General features: G+C 71.3%; 20 protein-coding genes and 2 pseudogenes. 14 read left to right on the forward strand and 8 right to left on the reverse strand.

Annotation, left to right across the window (positions count from 1 at the left end):
* Positions 1 to 15 precede the first annotated feature (15 nt).
* From ACFYWQ_RS42055 to ACFYWQ_RS42070, 4 genes are all read left to right on the forward strand, one after another.
* Positions 16 to 843, forward strand: a complete 828-nt coding sequence (locus ACFYWQ_RS42055; RefSeq protein ID WP_389525677.1) for a 2-keto-4-pentenoate hydratase — start codon at positions 16 to 18, stop codon at positions 841 to 843.
* Entirely contained in the window at positions 840 to 1,787 is a 948-nt protein-coding gene (locus ACFYWQ_RS42060; RefSeq protein WP_389525680.1) for an acetaldehyde dehydrogenase (acetylating), read from the forward strand. Before ACFYWQ_RS42055 ends, ACFYWQ_RS42060 begins: the two co-directional genes overlap by 4 nt.
* Positions 1,788 to 1,828: 41 nt before the next feature.
* The gene (dmpG, locus tag ACFYWQ_RS42065) at positions 1,829 to 2,797 is read left to right on the forward strand and encodes a 4-hydroxy-2-oxovalerate aldolase (RefSeq protein ID WP_389525728.1); all 969 of its coding nucleotides are present in this window, start codon (positions 1,829 to 1,831) and stop codon (positions 2,795 to 2,797) included.
* 408 nt (positions 2,798 to 3,205) lie between these two features.
* A complete protein-coding gene (locus ACFYWQ_RS42070; protein WP_389525682.1) occupies positions 3,206 to 3,847 on the forward strand; it encodes a TetR/AcrR family transcriptional regulator in 642 nt (213 codons plus the stop codon).
* Positions 3,848 to 4,012: 165 nt separating this feature from the next.
* Here the strand turns inward: ACFYWQ_RS42070 and ACFYWQ_RS42075 are convergent, their stop codons facing one another.
* Positions 4,013 to 4,831 carry an SDR family NAD(P)-dependent oxidoreductase gene (locus tag ACFYWQ_RS42075; protein WP_389525685.1) on the reverse strand — a complete coding sequence of 273 codons (819 nt, stop codon included), beginning with the start codon at positions 4,829 to 4,831 and terminating at the stop codon, positions 4,013 to 4,015.
* A gap of 487 nt (positions 4,832 to 5,318) precedes the next feature.
* Here ACFYWQ_RS42075 and ACFYWQ_RS42080 point away from each other — a divergent pair, with 487 nt between their 5' ends.
* The 6 genes from ACFYWQ_RS42080 (at position 5,319) to ACFYWQ_RS42105 (ending at position 13,104) form a co-directional block, all read left to right on the forward strand.
* Entirely contained in the window at positions 5,319 to 6,515 is a 1,197-nt protein-coding gene (locus tag ACFYWQ_RS42080) for an FAD-dependent oxidoreductase (protein WP_389525687.1), read from the forward strand.
* The gene (locus tag ACFYWQ_RS42085; RefSeq protein ID WP_389525689.1) at positions 6,512 to 7,552 is read left to right on the forward strand and encodes an alpha/beta fold hydrolase; all 1,041 of its coding nucleotides are present in this window, start codon (positions 6,512 to 6,514) and stop codon (positions 7,550 to 7,552) included. Before ACFYWQ_RS42080 ends, ACFYWQ_RS42085 begins: the two co-directional genes overlap by 4 nt.
* Positions 7,549 to 9,153: an FAD-dependent oxidoreductase gene (locus ACFYWQ_RS42090; RefSeq protein WP_389525692.1), complete on the forward strand. Its 1,605-nt coding sequence runs from the start codon at positions 7,549 to 7,551 to the stop codon at positions 9,151 to 9,153. Before ACFYWQ_RS42085 ends, ACFYWQ_RS42090 begins: the two co-directional genes overlap by 4 nt.
* Before the next feature lie 188 nt (positions 9,154 to 9,341).
* Positions 9,342 to 11,138: an FAD-dependent oxidoreductase gene (locus ACFYWQ_RS42095; RefSeq protein WP_389525695.1), complete on the forward strand. Its 1,797-nt coding sequence runs from the start codon at positions 9,342 to 9,344 to the stop codon at positions 11,136 to 11,138.
* Positions 11,135 to 12,184 (forward strand): maleylacetate reductase, encoded by a 1,050-nt coding sequence (locus tag ACFYWQ_RS42100; protein WP_389525696.1) that lies wholly within the window; start codon positions 11,135 to 11,137, stop codon positions 12,182 to 12,184. The genes ACFYWQ_RS42095 and ACFYWQ_RS42100 overlap by 4 nt, the downstream gene beginning before the upstream one ends.
* Positions 12,181 to 13,104, forward strand: a complete 924-nt coding sequence (locus ACFYWQ_RS42105; RefSeq protein ID WP_389525699.1) for a dioxygenase — start codon at positions 12,181 to 12,183, stop codon at positions 13,102 to 13,104. Before ACFYWQ_RS42100 ends, ACFYWQ_RS42105 begins: the two co-directional genes overlap by 4 nt.
* A gap of 60 nt (positions 13,105 to 13,164) precedes the next feature.
* On the opposite strand, the gene ACFYWQ_RS42110 is transcribed toward ACFYWQ_RS42105, so the two are convergent.
* Both ACFYWQ_RS42110 and ACFYWQ_RS42115 read right to left on the reverse strand, forming a co-directional pair.
* Positions 13,165 to 13,941, reverse strand: a complete 777-nt coding sequence (locus tag ACFYWQ_RS42110; RefSeq protein WP_389525701.1) for a hypothetical protein — start codon at positions 13,939 to 13,941, stop codon at positions 13,165 to 13,167.
* A 237-nt stretch (positions 13,942 to 14,178) separates the two neighbouring features.
* Positions 14,179 to 15,171 (reverse strand): LysR family transcriptional regulator, encoded by a 993-nt coding sequence (locus ACFYWQ_RS42115; RefSeq protein WP_389525704.1) that lies wholly within the window; start codon positions 15,169 to 15,171, stop codon positions 14,179 to 14,181.
* 180 nt (positions 15,172 to 15,351) lie between these two features.
* On the opposite strand from ACFYWQ_RS42115, the gene ACFYWQ_RS42120 reads away from it, so the two are divergent.
* Positions 15,352 to 15,672, forward strand: a complete 321-nt coding sequence (locus ACFYWQ_RS42120) for a hypothetical protein (RefSeq protein WP_389525706.1) — start codon at positions 15,352 to 15,354, stop codon at positions 15,670 to 15,672.
* 9 nt (positions 15,673 to 15,681) lie between these two features.
* Complete coding sequence (locus ACFYWQ_RS42125) at positions 15,682 to 16,827, forward strand: aldehyde dehydrogenase family protein (RefSeq protein WP_389525709.1); 1,146 nt, start codon at positions 15,682 to 15,684, stop codon at positions 16,825 to 16,827.
* A 146-nt stretch (positions 16,828 to 16,973) separates the two neighbouring features.
* Here the strand turns inward: ACFYWQ_RS42125 and ACFYWQ_RS42130 are convergent, their stop codons facing one another.
* The 4 genes from ACFYWQ_RS42130 to ACFYWQ_RS42145 form a co-directional block, all read right to left on the reverse strand.
* A complete protein-coding gene (locus tag ACFYWQ_RS42130; protein ID WP_389525712.1) occupies positions 16,974 to 18,461 on the reverse strand; it encodes a sensor histidine kinase in 1,488 nt (495 codons plus the stop codon).
* A gap of 11 nt (positions 18,462 to 18,472) precedes the next feature.
* Positions 18,473 to 19,222: a response regulator transcription factor gene (locus ACFYWQ_RS42135; RefSeq protein WP_389525714.1), complete on the reverse strand. Its 750-nt coding sequence runs from the start codon at positions 19,220 to 19,222 to the stop codon at positions 18,473 to 18,475.
* Positions 19,223 to 19,591: 369 nt separating this feature from the next.
* A complete protein-coding gene (locus ACFYWQ_RS42140) occupies positions 19,592 to 20,551 on the reverse strand; it encodes an intradiol ring-cleavage dioxygenase (RefSeq protein ID WP_389525717.1) in 960 nt (319 codons plus the stop codon).
* 56 nt (positions 20,552 to 20,607) lie between these two features.
* Positions 20,608 to 20,817: a hypothetical protein gene (locus ACFYWQ_RS42145; RefSeq protein WP_389525720.1), complete on the reverse strand. Its 210-nt coding sequence runs from the start codon at positions 20,815 to 20,817 to the stop codon at positions 20,608 to 20,610.
* Between the two features lie 115 nt (positions 20,818 to 20,932).
* Between ACFYWQ_RS42145 and ACFYWQ_RS42150 the strand changes: the two are divergent.
* Together ACFYWQ_RS42150 and ACFYWQ_RS42155 are read left to right on the forward strand one after the other, a co-directional pair.
* Positions 20,933 to 21,136, forward strand: a pseudogene (locus ACFYWQ_RS42150) (Fe-Mn family superoxide dismutase); the annotation flags it as partial.
* 214 nt (positions 21,137 to 21,350) lie between these two features.
* Positions 21,351 to 22,139: a TSUP family transporter gene (locus tag ACFYWQ_RS42155; protein ID WP_389525723.1), complete on the forward strand. Its 789-nt coding sequence runs from the start codon at positions 21,351 to 21,353 to the stop codon at positions 22,137 to 22,139.
* A 242-nt stretch (positions 22,140 to 22,381) separates the two neighbouring features.
* Here the strand turns inward: ACFYWQ_RS42155 and ACFYWQ_RS42160 are convergent.
* Positions 22,382 to 22,573 (reverse strand): annotated as a pseudogene (locus tag ACFYWQ_RS42160) (hypothetical protein); the annotation flags it as partial.

Consider the following 22,573-nt stretch of genomic DNA (forward strand, 5'->3'; position numbering starts at 1 on the left):
TGGAGGTTGTCCGCCATGAGTTCCGACGCGGTGGTCCGCGAGATTGCCGATCTGCTGGCCGAGGCCGTGCGCTCCGGCAAACCGGTGCCGCCGGTGCGTGACCGGTTGGCCGCGGACGACATCGCCGGCGCGGACGCCGTGCAGCGCCTCAACGTCCGGCGCAAGCTGGCTGCCGGCCGCCGCGTGGTCGGGCGCAAGATCGGCCTGACCTCACCCGCCGTCCAGGCCCGGCTGGGGGTCGGCCAGCCCGACTTCGGCGCGCTGCTGTCCGATATGGCAGTGCCCGACGGCGGCGTGGTCCCGGCCGGCCGGCTGCTCCAGCCGAAGGTGGAGGCGGAGGTCGCCCTGATCCTCGGCGCCGACCTCGACGTGCCCGAGCCGAACGTCGCCGACATCATCCGCGCCACCGCGTTCGCGCTGCCCGCGCTGGAGATCGTCGACAGCCGGATCGCCGACTGGGCCATCAGCATCACCGACACGGTTGCCGACAACGCCTCCACCGGCCTTTTCGTGCTCGGGGGCGCTCCGGTGCCCCTGACCGCCGTCGACCTGCGCGCGGTGACCATGACGCTGCTGCGCGGCGAGCAGAAGGTGTCGTCAGGCGCCGGCGCCGACTGTCTCGACGGGCCGCTCAACGCGGCCGTGTGGCTGGCCGACTCCCTGGTCACCGCGGACGACCCGGTGAAGGCGGGTGACGTGATTCTCACCGGCGCCCTCGGACCGATGGTGCCGGCCGCGCCAGGCGACCGGTTCGAGGCCCGTATCTCCGGACTCGGCTCGGTTCGCGTCCGGTTCGCCCCTGAAGACACCGTTTCCCAGGAACGCGAAGGAGTCGCCCTGTGACCACCAAGGTCGCCGTCATCGGCTCCGGCAACATCGGCACCGACCTCATGATCAAGGTGCTGCGGCTGTCGGAGACCCTGGAGATCGTCGCCATGGCCGGGATCGATCCCGCCTCGGACGGACTCGCCCGGGCTCGCCGCCTCAAGGTCGCCACCACCCATGAGGGCATCGACGGACTGGTCCGGATGCCGGAATTCGCCGAGGTCGAGATCGTCTTCGACGCCGCCTCGGCCGGCGCCCACAAGCGCCACGAGGAGGTGCTGCGCCCGCTCGGCCGCGTCCTGGTGGACCTCGCTCCGGCGGCGATCGGCCCCCACGTGGTGCCGCCGGTCAACGGCGACGAGCACCTCGGCGCGCCCAACGTCAACATGGTCACCTGCGGCGGCCAGGCCACCATTCCCATGGTCGCCGCCGTCAGTTCCGTCACCCCGGTGCACTACGGCGAGATCGTCGCCTCTATCTCCTCCCGCTCGGCCGGCCCTGGCACCCGGGCCAACATCGACGAGTTCACCGAGACCACCTCCGCCGCGATCGAGAAGGTCGGCGGCGCCGCCAAGGGCAAGGCGATCATCGTCCTCTACCCGGCCGAGCCCCCGCTGATCATGCGGGACACCGTCCACTGCCTGGTCTCCGACTGCGACACCGCCAAGGTGGACCGGGCGGTTGGGGAGATGGAGCGGAAGGTCCAGGCGTACGTGCCCGGCTGCCGCCTGAAGCAGGACCCGCAGTTCGACGAGGTCGCCGACGACGACCCGCTGCGCGCCCTGCTGCCCGGGGACGACCGCACCGGCAAGGCCTGGAAGGTGTCCGTCTTCCTCGAAGTCGAAGGCGCCGCCCACTACCTCCCCGCCTACGCGGGCAACCTCGACATCATGACCTCCGCCGCGCTGCGCACCGCCGAGCGCGTCGCGGCCCACCGCTCCCCGGAGGTGGCGGCCAAGTGACCACGCAGATCCATGTGCAGGACGTGACACTGCGGGACGGCATGCACGCCGTCCGCCACCGCTACACCGTCGAGCAGGCCCGGACGATCGCCGGCGCGCTGGACGCCGCCGGGGTGGCCGCGATCGGGATCGCCCACGGCGACGGCCTGTCCGGCTCGTCCATCACCTGCGGTGTGGGCGCGCACACCGACTGGGAGTGGATCGAGGCGGTCGCCGACGCGGCCCGCACCGCGATCCCGACCACGCTGACCCTGCCCGGCATCGGCACCCTGCACGACCTGCGCCAGGCCCACCGCCTCGGGATCCGCTCGGTGCGGGTCGCCACCCACTGCACCGAGGCGGACATCGCCGCCCAGCACATCGCCGCCGCCCGCGAGCTGGGCATGGACGTCGCCGGGTTCCTGATGATGTCCCACATGGCCGAGCCGGCCGAACTGGCCCGCCAGGCCAAGCTGATGGAGTCGTACGGCGCCCAGTGCGCGTACGTCACCGACTCCGGAGGCCGGCTCACCATGGACGGCGTGCGCGAGCGTTTCCGGGCGTACCGGGACATCCTCGACCCGGCGACCGAGATGGGCATCCACGCCCACCACAACCTGGCCCTCGGGGTGGCCAACTCGGTGGTCGCGGTGGAGAGCGGCGCGGTCCGGGTCGACGCCTCCCCCGCCGGTCAGGGCGCGGGCGCGGGCAACTGCCCGCTGGAGGCGTTCGTCGCGGTCGCCGCCCTGCACGGCTGGAAGCACGGCTGCGACCTGTTCCCGCTGATGGACGCGGCCGACGACCTGGCCCGCCCGCTCCAGGACCGCGAGGTGCGGGTCGACCGCGAGACGCTGACCCTCGGGTACGCGGGCGTCTATTCCAGCTTCCTGCGGCACGCGGAGACCGCGGCGAAGCGGTACGGCCTGGACACCCGCTCGATCCTGGTGGAGGTCGGTCGCCGCAAGATGGTCGGCGGCCAGGAGGACATGATCACGGACATCGCACTGGATCTGGCGGCAGCGACATCGTGAGCGTCGGGGGGGGGGCCCCCCCCGGGGGGGGCGCCCCCCCCCCCGGGGGGCCCGGCGGCGGCGCCGGGGGGCGGGGCGGGGGGGTGGCCGGCGTGCGCGGGGGGGGGGCCGGGGCGGCCCCCCTTTTGGGGGGGGGCGCCTTGGCGCCCCCCCCCCCGCGCGCCGGGGGGGGGGGGGGGCCTCCCCGGGGGGGGGGGGGGGGGGGCCCCCCGCCGGGGGGGCCCCCCCCCCCCCCGACGCTGGTCATGGTGCCGCCGCGGTGCGCAGGTCAGGGGAGTTCGCCGGCGTCCGCGGGTGGGCGGCCGGTCCGCCGCCGGGCGGGCGGGCCGGCCTGGCGGGAGGGCCGGCCTGGCGGGAGGGCCGGGCGGGCCGGGCGGGCGGGCCGGGCGGGTCGCCTATCCTGAGGCGGTGACTGATGTTCGTACGGTTCCCGGGGCCCAGCAGGCGCGGAGCAGGCGGACACACCGCCGGCTGCTCGACGCCGGATTCGAGATCCTCGCCTCGGAGGGTGCCGAGGCGCTGACCGTGGCCGCGGTGAGCAAGCGCGCGGGTGTCGCCTCAGGGACCGTCTACCGCCGGTTCGGGGACAAGGAGGGACTGCTGCGTGAGCTGGAGGAGGAGTTCACGCGCGGAGTCACCGAAGAGATCCGCGACCGGATGCGCAGGCGGGCGCTGCCGCCCGAGGCGAGCCCCCAGGAGGCGGTCGATGTCGCCGTCAGGGCGATCATGGACACGGTGCGGTCCAACGAGGCATTGCTGAGGGTCTTCGCGGTGCTCGGCCTGCGCGAGCTGCGGGTGATGGAGATCGGCTCCCGGGCGAGCCAGGCCGGGGCCCGGATGTTCCGGGAAGCCTTGTGGCCCTACCGCGGTTCCTTCACCCGCACCGACACCGAACGCGCGCTCGACTTCGCTCACCGGATGGTGTACTCGGGCTGCCTTCACCGAGTGGTCAACGGTCCCAACCTCGAGTCTGCGGCCGAACTCACCTGGGACGACGCCACCGACGAATACGTACGGGCGACGCAGCTGGCGCTGCTCGGCCGGATGTGAGGGCGGCCGGGTGAGCCGCCGCGGACGGCCCGGCGTGCACCGCGCCCGGGCCGGCGGACAGGTCCGCGTCCGCGAGGACGAGCGTCGGGCCACGTGCGCGGGGCACGTTCCCGGGGGCGGCGCCGTGGTGGTCCGCCCGCCGGATCGGGCGAACCACCATGTCTCTCAGTCCGTCCCGCCGGAGCGGAACGCCCTCTCGATGCCCGCGTGGCGCTGGGCGACCATCAACCACAGTTCCGGATGCGTCACGGCGTAAAGGTCACCGGAACGTACGGCGTGCTCCACGAGCCGTCCGACCTCGACCGGCTCCAGCCAGCGCATCGCCGCGAGCGGTCCCTCCACAGCGGCGTCCACGTCGAACAGGCCCCCGCGCTCGCCTCCCGGCCGGGTACGCAGGCTGTTCTTGATGTTGCTCTTGACGGGACCGGGGCACAGCACTGTGGCCCCGACCCGTGAACCCTCCTCGGCGAGTTCCTTGGCGAGGACCTCCGTCAGCCCCACGACCGCGAACTTCGAGGCGGTGTAGGCGCCCATGCCGGGGTTCGCGTCGAGCCCGGACATCGAAGCCGTGTTCACCATGTGGCCGCCATCCGGATTCGCCTTCAGCAGCGGCAGGAACGCGGTGATCCCGTGGATCACCCCGAACAGGTTGACGTCGATCATCCAGCGCCAGTCGGCGACCCGGAGGCCGGCGATACGGCCCATGGACCCCACGCCGGCGTTGTTGACGGCCAGGTGCACGGCTCCGTGGCGTTCCACGACCGCGTCGGCCAAGGCATGGACGTCCGCTTCCTTGGTCACGTCGGCACGGACGCCCTCGATCCCGAGTTCGTCGCAGGTGCGCCGCAGTGACTCCTGCTCGATGTCGGAGATGACTACGCGCATGCCCACGTCGCGCAGGTGCTCCGCGATGCCCCGGCCGATGCCGGAGGCGCCGCCGGTTACCACGGCGACCTTGCCCGCGAGTTCACGCAGCCCGCTCACCACATCACTCCCGTCCACGCGCTGAGGACGAGGGTAGGAGATGAAAAGTGATCACGTCTATACATATGAGTGCTCCGGTTTTCCTGAGAAGGTCCTGGCGTCCTGCTCTCATCTGGAGGTTCACCTTTCAGTGCGACCGAACGCATTGACGCGCGACAGATCGTATGTGAACGTCTATCCACATTCAATGCGTCCAAGGGAGGCCGCAGGTGGCCGTGTCCGAGGCCTGTGCACGTTCTCGTGCGGTGCCCTGGACACGGACGCGCCCTACCGTCCCCGGAGCCGCCGGGCCGGGGCGCCGCCCCGGCCCGGCCGGGGCGGCGCGTGACGAGAGGACCGGGGCAGGACTGAGCCACAGTGCTTCCACCGGATCTCCTCCCCGGCGCTGCAGTCCGGTGCGGCGCCCCCGAAGAGAGCCGCAGGCGCCCCCGTTCAGCACGAGGTCTCACGGGGCCTTCGCGATTCCGCAAGCGAAAGTGAAAAAGCCATGACCGACGTTGACGTCATTGTCGTAGGTGCCGGGCCGGTCGGCCTGGCCGTGGCCCTGGGACTGGCCCGGTCCGGGGTGAGCACGGTGGTGCTCGACAAGGCAGGGGAACTGAACACCGCTCCCCGTGCGATGGCGTACCTGCACCCGGTGCTGCCGGGCCTCGAGGCGCTCGGCGTCCTCGACGACCTCCGCAAGCTCGGCCACGAGGGCCCGGGCATCAACTTCATCGACCACGCCACAGGCGAGCACCTCCCGCAGAACCTCGACGTGCTCGTGGGGCACTTCCCACACCCGTACGCGCTGCAACTGGGGCAGGGCGACGTGGGCCGGACGCTGCTGGAGCACACCAGCGCCCTGGGTGTCGAGGTCCGGTGGTCGACCGAGGTCACCGACGTCGTCCAGGACGACGAGGGCGTCACCGTCACCTGCGCCGGGCCCGAAGGGCCGCAGTCCGTCCGCGGCCGCTGGGCGGTCGCGGCGGACGGCGCCTCCAGCACCATCCGCGAGAAGCTGCTCAAGCTGCCGTACGACGGATTCACCTGGCCCGACCGGTTCGTCTCCACCAACATCCACTACGACTTCGCCGCGCACGGCCTGCCGAGCGCCAACTGGCGCATCGACGGCGAGCTGGGCGCGATCATCGCCCGCATCGACCGCACCGGCCTGTGGCGCTACACCTTCCGCGAGTCCGCCGACCTGCCCGTCGAGGGCCTGGAGGAGCGGATACACAAGCACTTCGAGCGGGGGCTGTTCGGCGGCGACTACGAGCTGGTCCAGTTCGCCCCGTACCGGATGCACCAGCGGTGCGCCGACGACTTCCGCCACGGCCGCATCCTGCTGGCCGGCGATGCCGCACACATCACCAACCCGGTCGGCGGCCTCGGCCTGACCGGCGGCCTCCTCGACGCCTTCGTGCTGTACGAGGCGCTCGCCGCCACCGTACGCGGGCTGACCTCCGACGCTGTGCTGGACGAGTACGCCGCCAAGCGAAGGACCGTGTGGACGGACATCGTCTCCCCCACCGCCTCGGGCCTCAAGCGCCTGGTCTTCGACACCCCCGTGGGCGAGGCCCGCGACCAGGCTCTGGCCGGGCTGCGCGCCACCGCCGACGACCCGGACCTGCGGCGCGAGAACCTGCTCGCCCAGTGCGCCATCGCGACCCCCTCGGTGCTGCCCGCGGGCGTGACCCTGTGAGCCACACCCGCGAGAGCCGCTGGTACGGCGGCGAGCCGGTCGCCACACCCGGCGGCACCCTGACCCGGGGTCAGGTCCACGTCGAGCACCTGGTCCCCGGGCAGCCCAACGGGGAGGAGCCCGTGGTCCTCGTCCACGGCGGCGGAGGCCAGGGCCTGGACTGGCTGGCGACCCCCGACGGGCGCCCCGGCTGGGCGCCGCTCCTCGCCGACCAGGGCTACCACGTGTACGTCGTGGACCGCGTCGCCCACGGGCGTTCGCCCTACGACCCCGCCCTGCTGGGGGATCTCGGCGCGGCCATGCCCGCCGAGGCTGTGGCCGGCCTGTTCTACCCGCCCGCCGAGGGCGAGGGCAGCCACCCCACCTCGGGCCTGCACACCCGGTGGCCCGGCGGACGCACCGCCGACGACCCGGTCAACCAGCAGTTCCTGGCCGGGCTCGGGCCCCTGCTCGCCGACCAGGGACTCGCCCAGCGCCTCGACCAGCGCGCACTGGCCGCCCTGCTGGACGACATCGGTCCAGCGGTCGTCTTCGCCCACTCGGCGGGCGGTCCGGCCGGCTTCCTGGTCGCCGACGCCCGGCCCGAGCTGGTGCGGGTCCTGGTCGCCTGCGAGCCGCTCGGCCCGCCGTTCCTGGGCGCCCCCGGCCTGCCGCTGTCCTGGGGGCTCACCCAGGCCCCCGTCACCTACGACCCGCCCGCCGCCGGCCCGGCAGAGATCGCCACGGTGCGCCGGGAAGTGCCGGGGCCGGTCCCGCTGGTCCTCCAGGCCGAACCGGCCCGGCGGCTGGCGAACATCGCCCGGGTCCCGGTGGTGCTCGTCACGGCGGAGGCCTCCCCGTTCCGCTGGTTCGAGCAGCACCTTTCCGCCTACCTCACCCAGGCCGGCTGCGCCGTCGACACGGTCCGCCTCTGGGAGCACGGGCAGAGCGGAAACGGCCACGGCTTCATGGCCGAACTCAACAACGCCGAGATCCTCGGCATCCTCCTCGACCGCATCGCAGCCGTTCGCGAGACGAAGACGAAAGGCCGGCCATGACCGAGACCACCGCGGTCCCCGCGACCACCGAGGACATCGCCGCCCTAGAGGCGGCCGTCGCCGAGCTGCGCGCCGCGCTCGGCGAGGACGCCGTCCTCGTCGGCGAGGCGGCGGACGAGTTCGTCGACCCCTACGAGCCGGTCAGCTGGGGAGGGCAGCGCAACCATGCCGCCGTCCAGCCCGCCGACACCGAGCAGGTGCAGGCGGTGGTCCGCATCGCCAACAAGTACAAGATCCCGCTCTGGGTCGGCTCACAGGGCCGCAACAACGGCTACGGCGGCTCCGGTTCCGTCGTCTCCGGTTCGATCATCGTCAACCTGCGCAGGATGAACCGCGTCCTGAAGGTCGACGACGAGCTGGGCTACGTCGTCGTGGAACCCGGCGTGTCCTACTTCGACCTGTACGAGCACGTGCGGGAGACCGGCGCAAAGGTCATGATCGACGTGCCGGACCTGGGCTGGGGCAGCGTCATCGGCAACGCCTGCGACCATGGCTTCGGCTACACCAAGTACGGCGACCACTACGGCGCGGTCTGCGGCATGGAGGTCGTCCTGCCCGACGGCGAAATCCTGCGCACCGGCATGGGCGGTCTGGAGGACACCCGGTCCTGGCACGTCTACCGGACCGGTTACGGACCCAACCCGGAGGGCCTGTTCCTCCAGTCCAACTACGGCATCGTGACCCGGATGGGACTGTGGGTCATGCCCCGGCCCGACGCGTACATGAACTGCATGATCCGAATCGAGCGGGACGAGCAGTTGCCCGCGCTCATCGACGCGATCCGTCCGCTGATGGTCGACGGCACCATCCCCAACATCCCCTCCTGCTTCAACACCGCCGGGATCATGACCATGCTCGGCAAGCGCAAGGAGTTCTGGGCGGGCGAAGGCCCGATGCCCGAGGAGGTTCTGGAAGGGGTACGGCAGAAGACCGGGCTGGGCGCGTGGATGATGCGCTTCGCGCTGTACGGCCGCGACGCCCAGGTCGACGAGGCGTTCGGCCACGTCCAGGCGGTACTCGCGGATCTCCCCGGCATCTCGGTGACCGGGCAGAAGCACGACCCGGCCGCGCTGGACGACGCCGGGCTCGACCAGTCGGGCCAGGTCCAGGCCGGTATCCCGAACATGGACATGCTGCCGGCGGTCAAGTTCGTCGGTGACAACGGCGGTCACGTCGGCTTCTCGTCCGTGGTGCCGCTGACCGGTGAGGACTCCGCCCGCATCGTCGACCTGGTGCGCGAGCAGGCAGCGGCCAACGGGGTCGACTACACCGCGACCTTCATGATCACGCCGCGCAGCGCCATCCACGTCTTCCTCGCCTTCTTCGACCGGGACGACGAGGCCGGCACCCGGCGCGCCTACGCGATGTGCCGCGGCTCGGTCCCCGAGGCCGCCGCGATCGGCTACGGCGAGTACCGGGCCCATGTGTCGATGATGGACACGGTCGCCGCCCAGTTCTCCTTCGGCGGCCACGCCCAGCGCCGGTTCAACGAGCGCATCAAGGACGCCCTCGACCCCAACGGCATCCTGATGTCCGGCCGTTCGGGCATCTGGCCCGAACGGCTGCGCGGGGTGGAGATCGAGACGCCCTGGACGAAGTAGACCCCGGGCCATGGTGGCGGACGGCACCGGCGGGAGAACCACCGTCCCGGTGCCGTCCGCCGCCCTCCCGCCCTTCCTGCCCTGCACCGGAGGCACGGACCGCGCCCGGACGGCGCGACTCGCCCCCGGCGCGGCCGATTCTCGACGCGCCCTTTCATCGTTGCCCGTACGGAAAGAAAAGATCAGCCATGGCAGTCTTCGACGACGGAATGACCGACACGACACCCCCACGGGGGACGGTGCTGGAGACCGACGTACTCATCGTCGGTTCGGGACCCGCCGGTTCCTCGGCCGCGCTGTTCCTCAGCGAGCTCGGCATCGCGAACATCATGATCACCAAGTACCGGTGGACGGCGAACACCCCCCGGGCCCACATCACCAACCAGCGGGCCATGGAGATCTTCCGCGACATGGGGATCGAGGACCAGGTCCTCGCCGACGCCACCGAGCACGACCTGGTCGGCGACACCGTCTTCTGCACATCCATCGCAGGGGAGGAGATCGGCCGTATCCACACCTGGGGCACCCGGCCCGACCGCGAGGCCGACTACCGGCTGGCCTCGCCGTGCCTGACGGTCGACATCCCCCAGACCTACCTGGAACCGATCCTGGTCCGCAACGCCACCGCGCGCGGTACGCAGACCCGGTTCTCCACCGAATACCTCCGTCTGACCCAGGACGCCGAGGGCGTGACCGCCGACGTCCGCGACCGGCTGACCGGGCACGAGTACCAGATCCGCGCGAAGTACCTCATCGGTGCCGACGGCGCCCGCTCCAAGGTGGCCGCCGACATCGAGCTGCCCTACGAGGGGCGGATGGACATCGCCGGGTCGATGAACATCACGTTCAAGGCCGACCTCGCCGCGCTCGTGGACCACCGCCCCTCGGTGCTCTACTGGGTGATCCAGCCCGGCTCGCACGTCGGCGGCATAGGCACCGGCCTGGTGCGCATGGTGCGGCCCTGGAACGAGTGGCTGATCGTGTGGGGCTACGACCTCGACGGTCCCGAGCCGAAGCTCGACGACGCGATGGCCAAGGGCATCGTGCGCGACCTGCTGGGCATGCCCGAACTGGAGCCGGAGATCACCGGCTACAGCCTGTGGGGCGTCAACGAAATGTACGCGACCACGCTGCAGAACGGCCGTGTCTTCTGTGCCGGGGACGCCGTCCACCGCCATCCGCCGTCCAACGGCCTGGGCTCCAACACCTCGGTGCAGGACTCCTACAACCTGGCGTGGAAGATCGCCGCGGTGCTGCGCGGGCAGGCCGGACCGGCGCTCCTGGACTCGTACACCGCCGAACGGGCCCCGGTGGCGAAGCGGATCGTGACCCGCGCCAACACCTCGGCACGCGAGTTCGGCGACATCTTCGAAGCGCTCGGCGTCGTGGGGCTCTCCGGCGACGAGATGGCCGCCGCGATCGAGGAACGCAAGGCCAACACCCCCGAGGGCGCCGCCAGGCGGGCGGCCCTGGTGAAGGCGATGGAGACCAAGAACTACGAGTTCAACGCCCACGGCGTGGAGCTGGGGCAGTTCTACGAGTCCGGCGCGATCGTCTCCGACGGCACCCGCCCGGTGCGCCCGGCCGGGCGTGAGGACGAGGACCTGTACCACGTCATGTCCACCTCACCCGGCGCGCACCTGCCGCACGCCTGGGTCGGCGACAGCACCGCCAAATACGCCCTGATGGACCTGACCCCGTACGCGCGGTGGACGCTGCTGACGGGCGTCGCAGGCGAGGCCTGGGCGGCCGCCGCCGAGGCGGTGGCCGCCGAGACCGGGCTGCCGCTGAAGGCGGTGGTGATAGGCCCCGGCCGTGAGATCACCGATCTGTACTACGACTGGGCCAAGCTGCGCGAGACCGAGGAGTCCGGCGCCGTGCTGGTCCGGCCCGACAAGCACGTCGCCTGGCGTGCCATGGAACTGCCCGACGACCCGTCCGGCGCACTGCGCGACGCGGTCCTGAAGGTGCTGGGAAGGTCATGAGGTTCATCCACTCCACGCTGCCGCAACGAGTCGTCTTCGCCCCGGGCGGCTCGCCGCAGGCCGTCGCCGACGAGACCGCCCTGCTCGGCGCCCGCCGGATCATGCTGATCGCCTCCGACCGCGAAGCCGCCCTGGCGGACCCGGTCGCCGAGCGGCTGCCCGTCGTGCTGCGGCACGAGGAGGTCGTCATGCACGTCCCCGTCGACGTGGCCCGACGCGCCCGGGAAGCGGCCGGGAAGGCCGGGGCGGACGCCATCGTGACGGTGGGCGGGGGTTCCACCACCGGCCTCGGCAAGGCGGTCGCCCTGACCACCGGCCTGCCGGTCGTCGCCGTGCCGACCACGTACGCCGGCTCGGAGGCCACCGACGTCTGGGGTCTGACCGAGGACGGCGTCAAGACCACCGGCGTGGACGCGAAGGTGCTGCCGCGGTCCGTCGTCTACGACGCATCGCTGCTCACCTCGCTCCCCTCCGAGCTCGCCGTGGCCTCGGGGCTCAACGCGCTGGCCCACTGCGTCGACTCGATGTGGGGCCCGCGTGCCGACCCCATCGACCGGGCTCTGGCGCAGGAGGGCATCCGCGCCCTCGCCGCCGGACTGCCCGCCGTCACCGCGGACAGCGGCGCGACCAGGGGCATCGAGCAGACCCTCTACGGCGCCTACCTCGCGGCGGTGTCGTTCGCGTCCGCCGGATCGGGCCTGCACCACAAGATCTGCCACGTGCTCGGAGGGATGTTCGACCTACCGCACGCGCAGACCCATGCCGTCGTCCTGCCCCATGTCCTGGCCTTCAACGCCCCGGCCGCCCCCGAGGCGGAGCGGCGCATCGCGGCGGCCTTCGACGCCGCCGACGCCGGCGAAGGACTCGCGGCGCTGCGGGCGGCCGTCGACGCGCCGCGCGCGCTGCGGGACTACGGGATGCCAGAGGACGGCATCGCCAGGGCCGTGGCCCCGGTGCTGGCCGCAGTGCCCGCAAACAACCCGGCAACCGTGACCGAGGAGAACCTGACCGCCCTGCTGCGCGCGGCCTGGGAAGGAGACCGATGAATACGTATGTGAACCCGGAGCCGGCACGCCCCACCGGCCGCGGCCTCAGCCCCGAGCAGGAGGCCGTCGAGAGCGCCTTGGTGGAGAAGGTCGTCGCCTCCTTCGACGCCTGCGGGAACCCGCGTCTGAAGGAGGTGATGGGGTCTCTCACCCGGCACCTGCATTCCTTCATCCGCGAGGTCCGTCTGACCGAGGCGGAATGGGGCGCGGCCATCGCGTTCCTCACCGAGGCCGGCGACATCACCGATGGGGCGCGCCAGGAGTTCATCCTGCTCTCCGACGTCCTCGGAGCCTCGATGCAGACCATCAACGTCAACAACGAGGCATACCAGGACGCCACCGAGGCGACGGTCTTCGGGCCGTTCTTCGTCGACGACGCCCCTCACGTCGAACTGGGCGGCGACATCGCCTTCGGCGCGCCGGGCGAGCCGTGCTGGGTCGAGGGCATGGTCACCCGCACCGACGGCACTCCGCTGGCGGGAGCCCGGATCGAGGTGTGGGAGGCCGACGAGGACGGCCTGTACGACGTGCAGTACGACGCGGCCAAGCGTTCGGCGCGCGGGCACCTGTTCACCGATGAGAACGGCGGATACCGCTTCTGGGGAATCACCCCGACGCCGTACCCGATCCCGGACGACGGACCGGTCGGGCGACTGCTCGGCGCGGTGGGCCGTTCCCCGCTGCGGGCCGCGCACCTGCACTTCATGGTCACCCACGACGATGCCCGCACTCTGGTGACGCACATCTTCCCCGAGGGCGATCCGATCGGCTGGCACGACTCCGTCTTCGGCGTCAAGCAGTCGCTGATCAAGGAGTTCGCGCGGCAGCCTCCCGGTACCCCGACCCCGGACGGACGGGCCGTCGACGGCCCGTGGAGCACGGTGCGCTTCCACATCGTGCTCGCTCCCAAGAGCGCCTGAGCGGCGGCTCCCGCGGGGCGCGGCGGGCGGCCGTGGAGCGCGGCCGCCCGCAGTTGCCGGTCATCGAGCTCGCCGACGTGGCGTCCGCCACCTTGGACAGGATCGCTGGACGTCGCGGCCGAAGCCTTCGACCTCGACCACCGACACGGCTGGCGCGAGCGGCTGTTGACATACCAAGGCGCGCCGTCGCACCTCTTGTTCGTCAAGCACCGCATCGCCGCCGACGCCTGGGCGCAGGAACCGCTGCACGGCGAGTTCCGGCAGGAACTCGCCGCACCCGGCCGTCTCGGCCCGCCCCCGCCCGGCCCTGCCGCACCTTGCCGCCGAGCAGTACCGGCCCGTCGGCCCGCGCCGCGGGCGCGCCGCGCTCGCCCACTGGCAGCGCGCGGCGCCGTCCACGACGATCGGGCCCGGGTCGTCGCTGTCCATGAGCTGTACGACGACTCCGTTGCCGGGAGCGCCGGCGCGGATCGCGCCGTGCGTGCGGACACGGTCCTCTTCCAGGACCAGGGTGGTGCCCGCGCCGGGCGGGGTGATGCCGGCGCCCCAGCCGACGAAGTCGTCTCCGCCGTCGCCCTCGAAGTCGATGACGGCGTTCCGCACGGTGTACGCGCCACCGGCGACGTACACGCCGTTGAAGCGGTCACCCGCGGACACCACCTCGACGTCCGCGAGGACCTCGCCGTCCAGCCGCGCCCGCGGGGCCGCGGCCCGCACGGACCTTGCCTCCACGATTCCCGTGCCGTCGAGGTACAGCGCCTGGCGGAAGCTGTGCTCGAGGTGGAAGGGGCCGAAGTCGAACGGGACCACGCTCTGCTGGGTGACGGTGAGCGTCACGTCGCCGGTGTGACGGCTGGATGGTCGGCGTCTCGCCCCCGGACCGGTTCGCCGGGCGTGCGCACGAGCAGCGGCGACCGGCCGCCGGTGGCCCGGCGGTGGTCAGGGCAGGCAACCCAGAAGGCTCTCGTCACTCCAGGTATCCGGCACACGGGGCACCGACGTCCCGGGACGGCACGGCCGGGCGCGGAAGGCCGACGACTCGTGCGCACGGGTGCCGTGTTACTCCCGGCCGCATCAGGAGGCTGCGCTCAGGCCGGAAATCACTCGTTCGTCATGGCCGGCGCTCGCCCCTGCGATCTCCTGACCGGCCGGCCCGAGGGGCTCGTCCAGCGTGGCTCCCACCCTCCGCACCGTCTCCCGCAGCCACTGGTGTGCGGCGTCGGAGTGCCGGTTCTGGTGCCAGTACATGGCCTCCACCAGCGGTACGTCCGGGAACGGCGTCGGTACGGCAGCGCAGTGCGCGAAGCCCGCGTAGTGGCGGGCCAGCCGCTCGGGCACCAGCGCCACCAGGTCCGTGCCGCCGACCAGGAACGGCAGCACGCTGAAGCCGGGAGCACTGACCTGCACCTTCGGCATGACACCGAACATCTCCAACTGACGGTCGGCGTGCGTGAGCTGCTTCCCGAAGGCGGACACGGCGTGGGGCATCTCGGCCAGGTCGCGCAGGGTGAGCCGCCCGTCCACGAGCCGCGGGTTGTCGGGGTCGACGATGCACACGAACCGGTCGCGCATCACGACCTCGCGGATTCCCGGGAGCCGGAAACCCAGCGGTGTCACCATCAAGTCGTGGGCACGCAGGTGCGTCTCCGACTCGATCTGTCCGTCGACGATCGGGTGCACGTCGATGCGCACTCCGGGAGCCTCCTGCGCGATGGCCCGCAGCAGCGGCTCCACGAGCACCGTCATGACGTAGTCGGACATCACGACGGAGAACTGCTGACGGCTGTGCCGGGGATCGAAGCGACGCGTGAGCGACATGGCCTCCTCCGCCTTGCGGAGCGATGCCCGCACCACGGGGAGGAGCGATTCGGCGAGCGGTGTGAGCTCGTAGTCGCGGCCCACACGCACCAGCAGTTCGTCGCTGAAATGGCGCCGCAGCCGGGCCAGTGAGCCGCTCATGGCGGACTGGCTGGTGGACAGCCGGACGCCCGCGTGGGTGACGTTCTTCTCCTCGAGGAGGGCTTCCAGCGCCACCAGGAGATTGAGGTCGATCGCTCCCAGGCCCATCGCATGTCTCCTTCCGGCCGCGTCGTCGAGGCATCGGTGACACCGGAGCGTAACGACCGGGTCCGGACCCTAGGAAGAGTCCGGAGGGAACTGACAGCAATCCAGGGCGAAGCCGTCGGCCCCCTGGGCACCGCAGGTCAGAAGCGTGCCGCAGGGGGACTCCCCCGCCCAGGACGTTTCATGCCGGTGCCCTTCCTCATCGCGGGAACCGACCGGATCGGGCTGATACAGCGTCGCCTCGCGGAGAAGCTCGCCACGGCCGCCGGCATACGGATGCTTCCCCTGCCGGGCAGGACCGAGCGGTTCACCCAGAGCTTCCAGTGGCACCCGCTCTTCGCGTACGACTCCGCCCACAAGTGGTTGCGCGCCGAGCTCGCGGCCTGCGCGGAGGAGTTGCGGCCCGGAGCGAGGTCTGCGGGGGGCAGCCCCGCCGGGGGCGTCGGGGACGGGAACGGTATCGGCCTTCCGGCCGGGCACCAGCTCGGCCTTCAGGCGTCGTAACCACTGCCAGTGCCCAGCTCCGGGCCCGACGGGCCCGTGGCCCTGGCCGAACTGGCGGAACGGGCGGGTGTGCCGACGGGCGTGTTCAACGTGGTCACGGGCGACCCGCGCGTCATCGGGCCGGAACTGACCGCCCACCCCCTCGTGCGCAAGCTGACCTTCACCGGCTCCACCGAAGTCGGCCGGCTGCTGCTCGCGCAGTCGGCGCAGACCGTGAAGAAGGCCTCCATGGAGCTGGGTGGCAACGCACCCGTCCTGGTCTTCGACGACGCGGACCTCGATGTCGCGGTGGAGGGGGTGTTCGCGGCCAAGTACCGCAACACCGGGCAGGCGTGCATCAGCGCCAACCGGGTCTACGTGCAGGACGGCGTCTACGACGCGTTCGCCGCCGGGCTCGCCGAGCGGGTCGCGGACCTCGTCGTCGGTGACGGCTTCGACGACGGCGTGCACCAGGGCCCGCTGATCGACACCGACGCCGTGGCCAAGGTGGAGTCACACGTGGCGGACGCGGTCGCGCACGGGGCCGTCGTCCTGCACGGCGGAAAGCGCCACCCCCGGGGCGGCAGCCACGACCTGGCCGACGCCGACCTGGCCGTCCTGCGCCTCGGCACGCCGTACGACCCCCGGCCCGGCCGCTTCGAAGCCTTCTTCCACGCCGGCCGCCTGGACTTCCCCGCGCACCGCCTCAAGGAGATCCTCGCCCTGCTCGACGCCGTACCCACCGTCGTCGCCATCCACCTCGAACGCCCGGCCGTCGTCCCGGAGATCGCCGACCGCAGCGCCGCACTGCTCGCCTCCTTCGGCGCCGACGACACGGCACTCCTCGACGTGGTCTTCGGCCGCGCCCGGCCGGAGGGACAGCTCCCCTTCCAGCTGCCCCGCTCCGTGGAGGAGGTGCGGGCGGGCCGGCCGGACGTGCCACAGGAGAGCGCCGACCCCCTGAGCACCCACCACGCCGTCGAGATCGACGGGGACGAGGCGACCACCAGGTCGTACCTCGTGGCCGCCCATGTGCTGGACGCCTCCGACCCGTCCCGGCACGCCGACGGCACCGGCTGGTACCACTGCGGACTGCGCCGCACACCACAGGGATGGAAGTTCGCCCACGTCGCCCTGGACATCGTGCACGTCTCCGGAGAACCGATCGCGCACTGATCGTCTCCGGCGCCCCCGCCTTCGCCGACCGGAACCTCGACAGGACTCTCGAAGCCCGGCCCCCGCATCAGGAGGGCCGGGCATGTGCGCGACCGGTGTGCCGGAACGCAGCCGGCCGGGGCGCGCCGGAGTCGGTTCCGCGCTCTTCAGTGACCGCCGGGCAGGACGCAGCGGAACACGCAGCCCTGCGCCGGCCGGGTCTCCAGTTCGAGGCGGCCGCCGTGGCCCTCGGTGATCGTGCTCGCGATGGCCAGGCCGAGGCCGGAGCCGCCGCGCTCGCGGGAACGGGAGGGGTCGGCCCGGTAGAAGCGTTCGAAGACCCGGCCGGCCGCCTCGGCTCCGATGCCGGGGCCGTCGTCGATCACCTCGACCACACAGATCCGGCTGCCTTGGGCCAGGGGCGGTCCCGAAGCGCTGCGGCCGGGACGGTCCCGTCCGCCGCATTCGGCGGTGGCGCGTGTGGTGCCGACGCGGACCCGTACGGTCGTTCCGGGCGGGGTGTGGGTGACGGCGTTGGTCAGCAGATTGGTGACCACCTGCCGCAACCGGTGCGGATCGCCGACCGTCTCGGCCGGCTCCACCCCGTCCTCGCCGCCGCCCACCGGCTCCAGCCGGATCTCGTGCCCCGGGCTCTGCGGGGCCACGGCACCCACTGCGTCGGCGGCGAGCAGGAGCAGGTCCACGCGCTCGGCGGCGTACACGGGTTCCTGATCCAGCTTCGCCAGGAGCAGCAGATCGTCGACGAGCAGGCTCATCCGCTCGGCGTTCTGGACGATGAGCCGGTCGGCCTCCCGCCGCGCCGACACGGGCCAGTCCTCGTGCCGCAGGGCCAGATCGGCGAATCCCTGGACCGTCGTCAGCGGTGTCCTCAGTTCGTGCCCCGCGTCGGCGACGAACCGGCGCAGCCGCGCTTCGGAGGACTCCCGTTCCCGCAGGGCCTTCTGGAGCCGGTCCAGCATGGTGTTCAGCACGGTGCTCAGCCGGCCGGTCTCGGTGCGCGGATCGGTGTCCGGCAGCCGCAGGTTGAGGTCGTGGGCCGTGATCTCCCGTGCGGTCTGCTCCATGCGCGTCAGAGGGAGCAGCCCGATCCGTACGACCCAGCGGCCGAGCACGACCAGACCGGTCACCGTGACGGCGAGCACGACGGCGTTGAGCCAGAGCAGTTCGGAGGCGGCCCCGTCGACCATGTCCATCGGCAGCGCGACGACGTACGACGTCTGGTCCGGCCCCGACTTGATCATCACCCGCCACCGTCCGGACCCCGAGGCGGCCCTCACGGTACCGGGCTTTCCCGGTGACAGCTCGAGCCGGTCGATCGAGGAGGGGAGGCCCGGTCCGGGCGCCTTGCCGCCGCCCAGCCGTCCGCTCTCCCGGCCTTGGGTGTCGTAGAACATGATCCGGAAGTCGGACGGCAGGGTCACCGAGTCCGCGTGGGGCGGGAGCTCCGGCGCGGGGTCGACCGTCCGGGAATAGGCGTGGCCGGGCAGGATGAAGTCGTCGAGCTGTCCGTCGATCCGGTTCAGCAGCCAGGAGCGCACCACGATGAAGCCGATGATCTGCGCGGCCAGCACCGCGGCCGTGGCCAGCAGCGCGGCGCCCCACACCAGCCGGCCGCGCAACGACCTGGGCCGCACCGTGCGAGGCTTCACACTTCGGCCCGGGGGGCGCGGTCACGGGGCAGCCGCAGGCAGTAGCCCACGCCCCGCTCGGTGTGGATCAGCGGCGGGTCGATGGTGTCGATCTTCCGGCGCAGGTACTTCACGTACGTCTCGATGATACGGACGTCGCCGGAGAAGCCGTAGCCCCAGACCTGCTCCAGGATCGTGGACTTGCCGACGACGCGGCCCGCGTTGGCCATCAGGAAGGCGAGCAGCCTGAACTCGGTGGGGGACAGGAGGATGTCGGTGCCCGCCCGGCGGACCACGTGTGCGGTCTCGTCGAGTTCCAGGTCGGCGTAGCGCAGTACGCCCGTGTCGGCGCCGTCCTGGTCGTCGGAGCCCTCAGGGTCCGTGCGACGCAGTACGGCGCCGATCCGCAGGAGGACCTCTTCGATGCTGAACGGTTTGCCGACGTAGTCGTCGCCGCCCGCGCGCAGGCCGGCGAGCCGGTCGTCGAGATCCGTGCGGGCGGTCAGGAACAGCACCGGGGTGGTCGTTCCCGCCGCCCGCAGGGTGCGGGTGAGGGCGAATCCGTCCTGGTCGGGCAGCATCACGTCCAGGACCAGCAGAGCGGGGCCGAATCGTTCGGCCTCCAGCAGGGCGTCCCGGCCGGTGGCCACGCTGCTCACCTCGTAGCCGGACAGTCGCAGTGCCGTCTCCAGAAGGGCGCGGATGCCTGGGTCGTCCTCGACGACGAGGATGCGGCGCGGAGCGCGGGCGGCGGTCGGTTCTGTCATGGTGCTGCCGTCCGTTCTGCCGTCCACGGGGCGGAGACGGTGCTCCCCGACCTCTTGACGGCGCAGTCGTACAGGGCTGTCCAACAGCCCTCTCCCATCATGCCGCGACCTCGGAGGAGGCTGTCGGAGAGCCACTGCCGTCGTGGGCGGGCCCCGCAGTACGGTTCCGGCTGATCCGGCGGGAGCGCGCGGAGGCGGTTCCGCTGGACCAGTGGGCATGGCCCGAGGCGTCGTCGCACCTCGGGCAGGCCGCTCAGGGAGTGGGCGCAGCGTTCGGGGACCGGGCGGGAGCCCGGAACCGAATGGATTCCGGTTGCTCCTGCGTACCACGGCCCCCTGACGCCGGCCACCGAAGGATGACGCCCGCGTCTACGAAGCGGACGCCGAGGCCGACGGCATCGAGCCGAAGTTCATCGACGCCATGGTGTCGTTGTCGTTCGTCTCGTCGGGGTCGACGCCCATCGTGATCGAACCGATGAGCCCCTTGGCGATCTGGCCCTTGCGTACGTACTGGATGTCGAGGAGACCACCCTGCGTGCCGCTCTGGTCGTAGATGATGTCACCCTCGAGCGTGGTCATCGTCGTCTCGTTCTCCGAGTACGGAGCGACCGCGTCGGAGGCGTCGATGACGTCCTGGTCGAGGAAGAACTGGCCGGTGTGACAGACGTGCCCGCCCACGTACTCCTTGTCGGAGTTCCACTTGCCGTCCACGTGGACCTTGGTGTGGATGTGCACACAGCGGCCCGAGTACCAGCCCGGCACGATCGTCCGGAACTCGACATTGCCGTGCTTGTCGGTGCGCTGGGTGCCGCGCAGGTAGGTCTTGTCGTCCGTGTTCTCCTCGTGGATCGAGGCACTGGAGTCGAAGCTCGGCATGGCCGTCGGGCTTCCGGTCGGCGAGGCGCTCGCGTTCGAGCCGCTGTTGGCGTCCTGGCTGATCGACTCGTAACCCGAGTAGATTCCCAGAGCGTCACAGTGCCAGATGTCGACGGCCGCGTCGGGGATCGGCTTACAGGTGTCGGAGTCGACCACCTTCAGTTTGAGGACAAGAGGAATGCCTTCTTTACCCTCGGTGATATCGCTGCGGAAGATGTCGAGGTCCAGGTAGTACGGGCCCTCGGTGGTCTCCGAGGTGAGCCGGTAGCACTCCTCGGAGGACGACGAATCGGCGCTCGCGGCGCCCTTGGCACCTTGGGGTTCGTCTGCGAACGCTCCGCTCGCGGTCAGGGCGGAGCCCACGCCCGCCGCGGCGACGGCGGCACCGCCCGCGATCATGACATTACGCCTTGTCAGCTGCTTCTTGTGCTGTGCGCCTTGCTTATCGGTCATGCCGAGAACGCTAAATCCTGCACTCAATCCGAAACCATATATACGGCCTGTGAGGTTCAAGGGCGCTTTTCCCAGCGTTTTCCCTGCAATTCAACGTTGAACTTTCTGTCGGCGTTGCGGGCTGTTGCCGGGTGCTCACGTTGCGGAACGGTACCGGAGGCAGAGCCCGCCTTGACCGGCGGGCTGAAGGCAGCGGTCGACCGGTCGGTCGGTGTCATGGAACCGAAGAAGCCGGCAAGGGGAAGAGCCCGGCCGGTGTACTCCACGGCCGGGCTCCGGGATCGAGCGTCGGGCAGGCCTTGCACCTGCAACTCATCATGAGCCAGCCCGAGTTGGTCGGCACGAGGTCACGCAAGCCCGTGCCGGTCGACACCGGACGCTACGGCGCGCCTGATCGTGGAGCAGGTCTACGACCACCACGGCAACGTCGGCCAGGGCAGCACCCCGCTGCTGGTCTTCGACGCCTGGGAACACGCCTACTACCTGCAATACAAGAACGTCCGCCCCGACTACGTCACCAAGCTCTGGGACCTGGTCGACTGGGAAGACGTCACCGCCCGCTACACGGCGGCAACCAGCGCCTGAGCCGACACCGGCACACTTCGCCGGGCGGGCCGGGAAGCCTCGAGGGCTTCCCGGCCCGCTCTGCGTCGTCGCTGCCCGACTCCCTGGATGAGCTCCGAGACCCGTTTCCCCCGGCAAGAAGAGCCCGAGCCGCCTGCCCCTCACCCCACCCCCGCTCACACGGGCCGCCCGCCCCTGGGCCGATACTGAGGACATCACATCGAGCGGGGGGCTGATGGACTGGTCAACGGGGGTGCTCGGCTTCGCCGCAGGCGTGCTGATCGCGGTCATCACCGCACCGGTGGGGGTCTCAGGCGCGGTCTTCCTCCTCCCCGTCCAACTGAGCGTTCTTGGCGTTCCCAGCCCCGCCGTCACACCAACGAATCTGCTGTTCAACGTCGTGGCCGGCCCCGGCGCTCTCCTGCGCTACCGCCACGACGGCATGCTCCACGGCCCGCTGACCCGCCTTCTGATCGCGGGCACCCTGCCAGGGGTCGTCCTCGGCGCGGCCATCCGGGTTTTCGCCGTCCCGGGCCCCGCCGTCTTCCGGCTCCTGGTCGCCGTGCTGCTGCTGCCACTCGGAATCTGGCTGTGCGCCCGCACAATTCACCCCCGCACCGCAGGCGCGAACACACCTGAACAGCCCTCCCCGCGAACGGTCACCGCCCTGGCCCTGGCGGTCGGGACAGTCGGCGGCATCTACGGCATCGGAGGCGGCTCCATCCTGGGCCCCATTCTGGTCGGCCGCGGCATGCCCGTTGCCCAGGTCGCCCCGGCCGCCCTCGCCTCCACCTTCCTGACCTCGCTCGTCGGCGCCAGCACATACGGGCTGCTGGCCCTCACCGGAGGCGACAACATCGCACCCCACTGGCTACTCGGTCTGGCCTGCGGCCTGGGCGGACTGGTCGGAGGCAATCTCGGAGCCCGTCTTCAGCCCAAACTGCCCGAGCGGTTCCTCCGACTTCTACTCGGAGCCCTCGCCACGGGAATCGGAGCCCTCTACGCCGTCCAAACGCTTGCCTGAACGTCAACGGCAGGCCGCTCCGGATCAGAAGCACGCACTGACATCAACGACCACACCACCACCGCCCGCCCCCTGAGCAATGAGCCTGTTGCTGCCGAGGCTTCACAAGACGTGGTCCTGGCCTGGACAGTTGCTTCTTTGAGAGGAGAGTCAACAGCAAGTAGAGGAAGCGAGATAACCGCTGAGCTGAACTCTGTCCTCAAGGGCTTCGAGCGAGGCTTCGAGGAGACCTGAGCGGCAGGTCAGCGGCGGGTGACGGTGTAACCGGCGTCGTTGACAGCACCGGTCCACACGCAGCGGTCGAACCACTTGGTGATGTCCGGCTGCATCTCGGTGATAGTGCGCATCCGGGCTTCCCAGTCGTGTCCGGCCGGGCCGCGGCTGCCGTCGCAGCCGGTGCAGCCGTCCTCGCCGTGGATGTGGCCGGCCATCCA

This window comes from Streptomyces sp. NPDC003247 (assembly GCF_042888135.1).
In the GTDB taxonomy this organism is placed as follows: domain Bacteria; phylum Actinomycetota; class Actinomycetes; order Streptomycetales; family Streptomycetaceae; genus Streptomyces.